Here is an 8,962-nt window from a genome sequence, read left to right as displayed (position 1 = left end):
TGTTTTCTCTTTTCCCCCCCCCCCCCCGCGCGCGGACGTCCGCGCGCGCGTCATACCGCGCACCAGTCGCCACGCGGCGCTTCCGGTCCACCTCACCGGCCCGCCCCTCCGACGCGGGCGCCCCGCTTCCGGGTAGCGCGCCGGCCCCGGCCGGCTCCCCGAAGCCGCGCGGCCCGCGTCCGAACCGTCCGTCGACCGGCCGGGATCCTTTCTCGGCTGCGTTCCCGTTCCCGACGTGCGCGGTGGCGCGGACGCGCGAGCAGCGGCGCGGACACGGCCCTCGTCCGCGGACTCGGCGCCGCCCGTGTGAACTCGTCCTTCCCGTAGGCGTCGAAGGCCGGGGAGACCAGCCCGGGGACACGCCCGGCCGGACGTCGGCATGTGGGGCTCTTTCGTGGAAATCACGAAACGCGGCGAGTGCAAGACCTTGACAGGCTCCTCCCGGTAGGTGCATGTTCGGCAACGTTGTCATCGCGATGGCAACGTTGTCATCCCCTCGATGATGCCAGGCCGCCTCCTCGTTGAACATCCCTGAACGGAGCCGTTGTCCATGCCGGACCAGTCCCCTCAGCCCTCCCGACGTGCCGTACTCACCACCGGTTCCACCCTGCTCGCGGGGTTCGGGCTCGGCATGGCCTTCCCGTCCGCCGCCGCGGCGCACACCCTGACCTCGAAGCCGGGCGGCGCCCGCGGCGAGCTCGCCGCGTACCGCCCGGTCACGGTGTCCTCCACCGACTACGCCCCCACCCCCGCCGAGTTCGCCGTCGACAGCCTCGACCAGGTCGGCGTGCGGGGCTCCGGCTGGCGCGCAGCGGCCGGCGACCCCCAGTGGATAGCCGTCGACCTCCAGGCGCTGTGCGAGGTGGAGTCCGTGCGCCTCGTCTTCGAGGCGACCGCCGACGACCCGCCGTTCACCCCCTCGACCAGCGGCAGTCCGCGTGACAACACCACCGGCCAGGAGATCCTGTCCAGTTGCGCGGTCGCCTTCGTCATCGAGACCTCCCGTGACGGGCAGTCGTGGACCGTCGTGCACCGCACCGACGACGGCAAGGGCGGGGTCGTGGAGATCGCCTTGCCGAAGCCCGTCACCGCCCGGCATGTGCGGATGACCGTCACCAAGCGCTCCAACGCCAACCCACTGGGCCTCAACGGCTTCCAGGTGTACGGCACCGCGCCCGGCCACCGGCCCGAGGCCACCGGCTGGACCGACTGGGGCACCCACCACCGCACGCCCCCGGCCCTCGAGGTCGCCGACGACGGTACGGTGCCGCTGGAGTCCGGCTGGGACCTGACCATGGACGACTGGGCGGGAGGCAGCGCCGCGGAGCTGTCGGCGCCGTCCGTGGACACCAGCGCCTGGCTGCCGGCCGTGGTGCCCGGTACCGTGCTCTCCTCCCTCGTGGCCGAGGGGCACCTACCCGACCCGGTCGCAGGCTTCGCCAACCTGCACATCCCCGAGGCGCTCTCCCGCCACTCCTGGTGGTACCGCCGCGAGTTCCGCCTGCCCAAGGGCCTGCGCACCGGGGCCGGCCGGCGCGTCTGGCTGGAATTCGACGGGGTCAACCACGAGGCCGACATCTGGCTCAACGGCAAGCAGGTCGGCACCCTCACCTTCCCCTTCGCGCGCGCCGCCTACGACGTGACGGAGCTGCTGACCGCCGATGGCCCGCAGGCCCTCGCGGTGAAGATCAGCCCCATGCCGTTCCCCGGCAGCCCCACCGACAAGGGCCCTGCCGGGCTCGCCTTCGTCGACGCCGGCGCGAACATGATGAACCGCAACTCGCCCACCTACCTGGCCTCCTCCGGCTGGGACTGGATGCCCGCCGTGCGCGACCGTGCCGCCGGCATCTGGAACCACGTCCGGCTGCGCTCGACCGGTGACGCCGTCCTCGGCGACCCCCGCGTCGACACCGTGCTGCCCGACCTGCCCGACACCGGCACCGCCGAGGTCACCCTCGTCGTCCCGGTCCGCAACGCCGCAAGCGAGGCCAGGTCCGTCACCGTCACCGCCGCGTTCGACGACGTGCGCGTGCAGCGGACGGTCAGCGTGCCCGGGGGCGGAAGCGTGGACGTCGTCTTCGACCCGGCCTCGCACCCGAAGCTGCGGGTGCGCGACCCGAAGCTGTGGTGGCCCAACGGCTACGGCGAGCCGGAACTGCACCGGCTCACCCTCACCGTTTCCGTGTCCGGGCAGGAGAGCGACCGGCGTACCACACGCTTCGGCATGCGCCAGTTCGGCTACGAGTACGACGTCCCCCTGACGTTCCAGTCGGGCTCCGACGCGTACGCACAGACGGTGACGTTCGCCCGCACGACCGCCCGTCACGTGCGGATCCTGTGCCACACGCGGGCGACCGACTGGGGCTCGTCCATGTGGAGCCTGACGGTGGCCGACAGCTCCGCGCCCGGCGTCGACCTGGCCCTGCACAAGGACGCCTACGCCTCCTCGACCGACGACCCCGCCAACCAGCCGGGCAACGCCACGGACGGGAACCCGGACACGCGGTGGTCGTCGGAGTTCAAGGACGACCAGTTCATCCGGGTGGACCTGGGCTCCGCGGTGTCCTTCGACCGCGTCGTCGTCACCTGGGAGCAGGCATACGCCGAGACGTACACCATCCAGGTCTCCGACGACGGCGAGGACTGGACCGACGTCGCCTCCGTGGACAACTCCGCCGTCCCCCTGCCCTTCCAGACCGGGGGCTCGGCGAGCCTGCAGAACGTCGACTTCTCCGCCACCACGGCGCGCCACGTGCGGATCCTGTGCCACACGCGGGCGACCAGCTGGGGCTCGTCCATGTGGGGCCTGTCGGTGGTCGACAGCGGCACGCCGGGCGTCGACCTCGCGCTGCGCAAGGAGGCCACCGCATCGTCCTTCGAGGGCGAGGGCAGTGAGCCGGCCAACGCGGTGGACGGCAAGCCGGGCACCCGCTGGTCCTCCACGTACGAGGACGAGCAGTGGATCCGGGTGGACCTGGGCGCCCCGGTGCGCTTCGACCGCGTCGCCATCACCTGGGAGCAGGCGTACGCCAAGACCTTCACCGTCCAGGTCTCCGACGACGGAGAGCAGTGGACGGACGTGAAGTCCGTCGACAACTCCACCGTGCCGCTGAAGATCAGCGTCAACGGCGTCCGCGTCTTCGCCCGCGGCGGCAACTGGGGCTGGGACGAGCTGCTGCGCCGCATGCCCGCGGAGCGTATGGACGCGGCCGTGCGCATGCACCGCGACATGAACTTCACGATGATCCGCAACTGGGTCGCCAGCAGCAACCGCGAGGAGTTCTACGCCAGTTGCGACAAGCACGGCCTGCTGGTGTGGAACGACTTCCCCAACGCCTGGGCGATGGACCCGCCGAACCGCCAGGCCTTCCTCGACCTGGCGCAGGACACCGTGCGGCGCTACCGCATCCACCCCAGCGTCGTGGTGTGGTGCGGCGCCAACGAGGGCAACCCTCCGGGTCCGGTCGACGACGGGATGCGCGCCGCGGTGCGCGCGGAGGCGCCCGCCCTGCTCTACCAGAACAACTCGGCCGGCGGCATCGTCTCGGGCGGCGGCCCGTACGGCTGGGTCGAGCCCGAGCGGTACTACTCCGCCTCCACCTACGGCGGCGGCGTCTTCGGCTTCCACACCGAGATCGGCATGCCCGTCGTGTCGACCGCCGAGACCATGCGGCGCATGGCGGGCGAGGAGCCCGCGTGGCCGGTCGGCGGCGTCTGGTACCACCACGACTGGAGCACCCGCGGCAACCAGGCGCCGCAGAACTACCGTGCGGCCATCGAGGCCCGGCTCGGCACCGCGAAGGACCTGGAGGACTTCTGCCGCAAGGCGCAGTTCGTCAACTACGAGAACTTCCGCGCCATGTTCGAGGCCTGGAACGGCCGGCTGTGGGAGGACGCCTCCGGTCTGATGCTGTGGATGTCGCACCCCGCCTGGTACAGCACCGTGTGGCAGACCTACGACTACGACTTCGACGTCAACGGCGCCTACTACGGGGTCCGCAAGGCCTCCGAGCCCGTCCACGTGCAGGCCGACCCCGTCAGCGGGAGGGTCGTGGCGGTCAACCACACGCCCCGGGCCCTGAAGGGCGCGCAGGTGTCCGCGCGCCTGTACGACCTGACCGGCCGTCCGCTGTCCGCGGAGCGGCACGCGGCGGTGGACGTGGCGGCGTCGGCGAAGGCCGACGCCCTCACGGTGGCCTGGACGGACGACCTGCCGGACTTCCACCTGCTGCGGCTGCGCCTGACGTACCGTAGCGGCGAGGTGCTGTCCGAGAACATCTATTGGCGCTACCGCAAGCCCGAACACATGCAGGAGCTCAACAAGGCAGCCCGGACCCGGGTCTCCGCCGAGGTCACGGACACCGACCTCACGGGCGACCGCCACGGGCTGACGGCTCGGCTGAGCAACCGCGGGTCCTCGGTGGCCGCCCTGGTCCGGCTCTCCCTGCTGGACTCCCGTACCGGCGACCGGGTGCTGCCCACCCTGTACAGCGACAACTACCTGTGGCTGCTGCCGGGTGAGAGCCGCACGGTCACGTTGTCCTGGCCCGCGGGGGCCCTGTCCTCCAAGCGGCCGACGCTGCGGGTCGACGGGTACAACGTGCCGCAGGTCGCCGTGAAGCCGTAACCGGTCGCGCGGGCATGGAGGTGTGGGGGCCGTCCGCCGGGTGGCCCCCACACCGGTTCGGCGTGCCGGGAACCCGTCCCCCAGCGCGGACGTCTGACAGGAGGTGACGACTTCTCCCTCCCTGATGCGCCCGGCGCGGTTCGGCGACCTGGCGGCCATCGTGGACGTGCACACGCAGGCGCGTGCCGCGTACTACCAGGCGGGCGGCCTGCCCGGCTCCGAGATCGACAGTCCCGACGGGTGGGCGCGCCGCCGCGCGTTCTGGGCGCACGCCGTCCAGTCCAGCGCGATGACGGTGCTGTGCGCCGTCGAGGACACCGAGGTGGTCGGTGTGGCGGCCATGGGGCCGCCGAAGGAAGGCGCACAGGCTGCGCCGGCGTGCGGTCAGCTGCACCGGATCCATGTGCGCCCGGACCGCTGGGGCCGCGGGGTCGGGGGGCGGTTGCACGCGGAGTTCATCCGATTCCTTCAGGAGTCGGCCTTGGGGACGGGGCTGTTGGACGCCTGGGAGCACAACACCCGTGCTCTCGCCTTCTACACGCTCCGCGGCTGGGTCCCGGACGGCCACCGCCGCCCCGGCCCGGGTGGCATCGACTTCCTGCGGCTCCGGCTCGACCTGCGCGACCGTGCGACCGCCGCGTCCGCCGCGTCCGCCGCCGCGTCGTCGGGCGCGTCCCTGCCGCAGGTCTGACGCGCGCCGCGTGGCATTGTCTGCGGCGTGCTGATCAAGGGTTACCGGTAGAGGGCGGGCCGCTGACGGCCGGTGAGCCGCTGGCGGCCCGACCCGGCTTCTGGGCGAACCGCCTCCTGGAGTGGTGCGCGGCCGGGCCGGACGGCGAGCGTCCCGCGCCGGAGTGGTTCGGGGACGACGGCGCCGACGCCGACGCCCTCCCCGAGGTGCTGTACGAGGAGGGGTCCTGGCCGGTCCTCCGGGTGCCTTTCGGGGACGGGCACGGCGTCGTCGTGGTCTTCCGCAACTTCGCCGATGATGCCGGGCTGGACTTCCTGCTCACCCATCCCGGCTGGGCCCGTGCCGAGACCCTGCTCTCGTACGACGGCGAGCGCCGCGGCCCCGGTCTCGGCTGGCGCCGGCTGCTGCACGTCGCCGAGACGGGGCCGGATGCCGGGCCGGACGAGGGCCTGTCGGACCCTGACGTCCGACTGCTGCTCCTGCTGCCCCTGCTCGACGACGGCCAGCGGCACGCGCGGCAGGCCGTGCCCCGGATCGCCGGTGCGCTCCGGGCGGTCGGGGCGCCGGAGGAGACGGTGGCGCTCGCGGCCCGGTGCCTGGTCCACGGGACGGCGGACGAGGTCTGGCACGACCCGGCGTGGGGCTCGCCGCTCAGCGGCGGCGCTCCCCGTCCCCCGGAGGGCCACGAGGGGCCTGGAGATGTGCCGTTGCCTGGCCTCGGCGTGACCCCCGCACAGGGGGAACGGCTCGCCCGCGCCCTCGGTGGGCACGGGGAGCCGTCCACTGGAGTCAGTTCGCGAGCGACGTGCCCCATTCCTTCACGGTGACGACCTCCGCCTGCCGCGGGAACACCTTTTCCGTGAGCACGCGGTGCACCTCGGGATCGGAGTCCAGGCATCCGTCGGACAGGACGGTCAGGCCGTAGTCGAGGTCGGCCGCCTGGCGCAGCGTGGAGAGCACCACGCCGGAGGTGGCTATGCCGGTCAGCACGAGGCTGTCGATGCCCCGCGCCCGCAGGACCATCTCGAGGTCGCTGCCCGCGAAGGCGCTGACGCGCTTCTTGGTGACGACGACATCGCCGGGCTCCGGCGCCACCTCGGGGTGGATCTCGGCGCCCGGGTCGCCCGCGGCGAAGCCGCCCGCCTGCGCGAGGGCGCTGAAGCCCTTGTTTCGGGGGCTGATCTCGGGATGTCCGGCGCGGAACCCGATGACGACGTACAGGACGGGGATGCCCGCGGTGCGCGCGGCGGCCACCGCGTCCCGCAATCGGGGCAGGTAGCCGTCGTCCCCGGTGAAGCGATCGGTGATCCCGCGCTGGACGTCCATCACGAGGATTGCGCTGTTCGCCATTCTTGCTGTCCTTTGCTCGTGCCGTTCGGGGTGTCGCCGCCGTTCGGGTCGCTCGCGCCGCCGGGCCGGCGGCCGCGCAGCGCCGAGGCGAGCGCGGCGACCAGGGCCATGACGGCGGCCGCGCCGAAGACGGTGACGAGTCCGTGGTGGAAGGGGCCTGCGACGAGGGCGGGGAAGAACGCCGTGCCGGTCAGGATGTGGACCTGGTGCTCGGGCAGGGTGGTCAGGACCCCGCTGGGTCCGAGGAGGTGGCCGATGGGGTTGTCGCCGAGGAAGGTGGCGAACAGGGTGCTCACCGGCGGCAGTCCGGCGACCTGCTCGGCGGTGCCGGCGGGCACGCCGTTGGCCTGCAGCCCGCTCGCCAGGGTCCGCGGCAGCGACCCGGCAAGTCCGGCGATCATCAGCGAGAAGCACAGGCCGATGGAGAGCGCCGTCCCGGAGTTCTGGAAGGTGGAGCGCATGCCGGAGGCGACGCCGCGCTGGTCCGGCGCGACACTGCCCATGATGGCCGAGGTGTTGGGGGCCGAGAACATGCCCTGCCCGATGCCGCTCACCAGCAGCAGGGCCGCGAAGGCGGGGTAGGGGAAGTCGACGGGGAGCGCGAGCAGGCCCACGAACGAGGCGGCGACGAGGACGAGTCCGGTGGTGGAGAACAGCCTGGCGCCGAAGCGGTCCGACAGGGTTCCGGACACCGGCCCCGCCACCAGGAAGCCGACGGTCAGCGGCAGCATGAAGATGCCCGCCCACAGCGGCGTCTGCTCGAAGTCGTAGCCGCGCAGCGGCAGCCAGATGCCCTGCAGCCAGATGATGAGGGTGAACTGCAGGCCGCCACGGGCGATCGCAGTGAGCAGCGCCGCGAGATTGCCGGCGGCGAACGCCCTGATGCGGAACAGCCCGAGCTGGAACATCGGTTCCGCGACCCGGGTCTGGGCGACGCAGAACGCCACGAGCAGCAGCACTCCCGCCGCGAGGCCGCCGAGCACCCAGGGGTTGGTCCAGCCTGTGGGATGGCCCCCGTAGGGCTGGATGCCGTAGGTGATGGCGGCGAGCAGGCCCCCGGCCCCGGCGGTGAAGGTGAGGTTGCCGACCCAGTCCACGCGTCCCGGTTTGCGCGCACCGGTCTCCCGCAGACTGCGGTACGACCAGACGGTGCCGACGACGCCTATGGGCACGCTCACCCAGAACACCGCGCGCCAGTCGACGGTGGCCAGCAGCCCGCCGGCGATCAGCCCGAGGAACTGGCCCGCGAGCGCGGTGATCTGATTGACGCCCAGCGCCATGCCGCGCTGCCGGGCGGGGAAGGCGTCGGTCAGGATGGCCGCCGAGTTCGCCGTGAGCATCGACCCGCCGACCGCCTGCACGATGCGGAAGCCGATCAGCCACAGGGCGCCGCCGCCGCCCCGCAGCGGGTCGAGGGAGAGCGCGAGCGACGCGCAGGCGAAGATCGCGAACCCCATGTTGTACATGCGGACCCGGCCGAACATGTCGCCGAGCCGGCCGAGCACGACCACCAGCACGGCGGAGACCAGCAGGTAGCCGAGGATCATCCAGAGCAGGTAGCCGATGTTGCCGGGCGCGAGAGGGTCGAGGCCGATGCCCCGGAAGATGGCCGGCAGGGAGATGATCACTATCGAGGCGTCGATGGTCGCGATCAGCACTCCGAGCGTCGTGTTGGACAGCGCCACCCACTTGTAGCGGCCGCTGTCGTCGACCGGCACGGCGGTCACAGCTGCTCCGCCAGCCGGTCGAGCAGCGGCAGCGCGTCGACGAGCTGCCGCCGCTCCTCGGCGGTGAACCGCCCGTCCAGCACCGCGGCCAGCCGCCGCACCGACTCCGAGCGCCGGTCCGCGAGGACCTTCCGGCCCGCCTCCGTGACCGTCATCACCACGCGCCGCCGGTCGGCGGCGTCCGGGCTGCGGCTCACCAGCCCGCGTTCCTCGAGACCGGCCAGCGTCGTCGCCATGGCCTGCGGGCGCACCCGCTCCAGTTCGGCCAGCGACCCCGGCGAGTCCGGGCCGTCCCCGTCGAGCCGGGCGATCACCGACACTTCCGACAGGGTGACGTCCCCCACGGTGTGCGCCTGGCGCAGCCGCCGCGCGATCCGCCCCACACTCAGCCACAAGGCGGCCGCCGCCTCGGTCGGGGCACCGGCCCCGAGTGCCTTCTCGTCCATGGTGATAACAGTAGGTTGATCAATCCGATGTAACGATCCAGCTCTGGTCAAGACCAGGCCAAGGATGCGCCCCGCGGCGCGCCGCACCGAGCCGCCATCCCCCGGCGGGAGCGTGCGGGGA

At 72.5% G+C, this 8,962-nt stretch carries 6 protein-coding genes; 3 read left to right on the top strand and 3 right to left on the bottom strand.

The window, feature by feature from the left end:
* Positions 1 to 550: 550 nt before the first annotated feature.
* The 3 genes from ACRWND_RS20225 (at position 551) to ACRWND_RS20215 (ending at position 6,145) form a co-directional block, all read left to right on the top strand.
* On the top strand, positions 551 to 4,627 hold the full coding sequence (locus ACRWND_RS20225; RefSeq protein ID WP_431951336.1) for a discoidin domain-containing protein: 4,077 nt from the start codon (positions 551 to 553) through the stop codon (positions 4,625 to 4,627).
* Positions 4,628 to 4,730: 103 nt separating this feature from the next.
* Complete coding sequence (locus ACRWND_RS20220; protein ID WP_431951334.1) at positions 4,731 to 5,318, top strand: N-acetyltransferase family protein; 588 nt, start codon at positions 4,731 to 4,733, stop codon at positions 5,316 to 5,318.
* 206 nt (positions 5,319 to 5,524) lie between these two features.
* Complete coding sequence (locus tag ACRWND_RS20215; RefSeq protein ID WP_431951332.1) at positions 5,525 to 6,145, top strand: hypothetical protein; 621 nt, start codon at positions 5,525 to 5,527, stop codon at positions 6,143 to 6,145.
* Here ACRWND_RS20215 and ACRWND_RS20210 read toward each other — a convergent pair.
* The 3 genes from ACRWND_RS20210 to ACRWND_RS20200 are packed head-to-tail and all read right to left on the bottom strand — an operon-like array spanning position 6,108 to position 8,841.
* Positions 6,108 to 6,668, bottom strand: a complete 561-nt coding sequence (locus tag ACRWND_RS20210; RefSeq protein WP_431951330.1) for a cysteine hydrolase family protein — start codon at positions 6,666 to 6,668, stop codon at positions 6,108 to 6,110. The two genes, ACRWND_RS20215 and ACRWND_RS20210, sit on opposite strands and share 38 nt — an antisense overlap.
* On the bottom strand, positions 6,644 to 8,395 hold the full coding sequence (locus ACRWND_RS20205; RefSeq protein ID WP_431951328.1) for an MFS transporter: 1,752 nt from the start codon (positions 8,393 to 8,395) through the stop codon (positions 6,644 to 6,646). Before ACRWND_RS20205 ends, ACRWND_RS20210 begins: the two co-directional genes overlap by 25 nt.
* Positions 8,392 to 8,841: a MarR family winged helix-turn-helix transcriptional regulator gene (locus tag ACRWND_RS20200; RefSeq protein WP_431951326.1), complete on the bottom strand. Its 450-nt coding sequence runs from the start codon at positions 8,839 to 8,841 to the stop codon at positions 8,392 to 8,394. Before ACRWND_RS20200 ends, ACRWND_RS20205 begins: the two co-directional genes overlap by 4 nt.
* Positions 8,842 to 8,962 lie beyond the last annotated feature (121 nt).

The organism is Actinacidiphila sp. bgisy167 (genome assembly GCF_965342175.1).
GTDB lineage: Bacteria > Actinomycetota > Actinomycetes > Streptomycetales > Streptomycetaceae > Actinacidiphila.
The sequence above is the reverse complement of the archived record's forward strand: the minus strand, read 5'-3'. Positions and strand labels throughout refer to the sequence as shown.

What these genes read in the sequence shown, in the direction of transcription:
- ACRWND_RS20225 (WP_431951336.1), top strand. Translation starts at nt 551, where the DNA reads ATGCCGGACCAGTCCCCTCAGCCCTCCCGACGTGCCGTACTCACCACC.
- ACRWND_RS20210 (WP_431951330.1), bottom strand. Translation starts at nt 6,668, where the DNA reads ATGGCGAACAGCGCAATCCTCGTGATGGACGTCCAGCGCGGGATCACC.
- ACRWND_RS20200 (WP_431951326.1), bottom strand. Translation starts at nt 8,841, where the DNA reads ATGGACGAGAAGGCACTCGGGGCCGGTGCCCCGACCGAGGCGGCGGCC.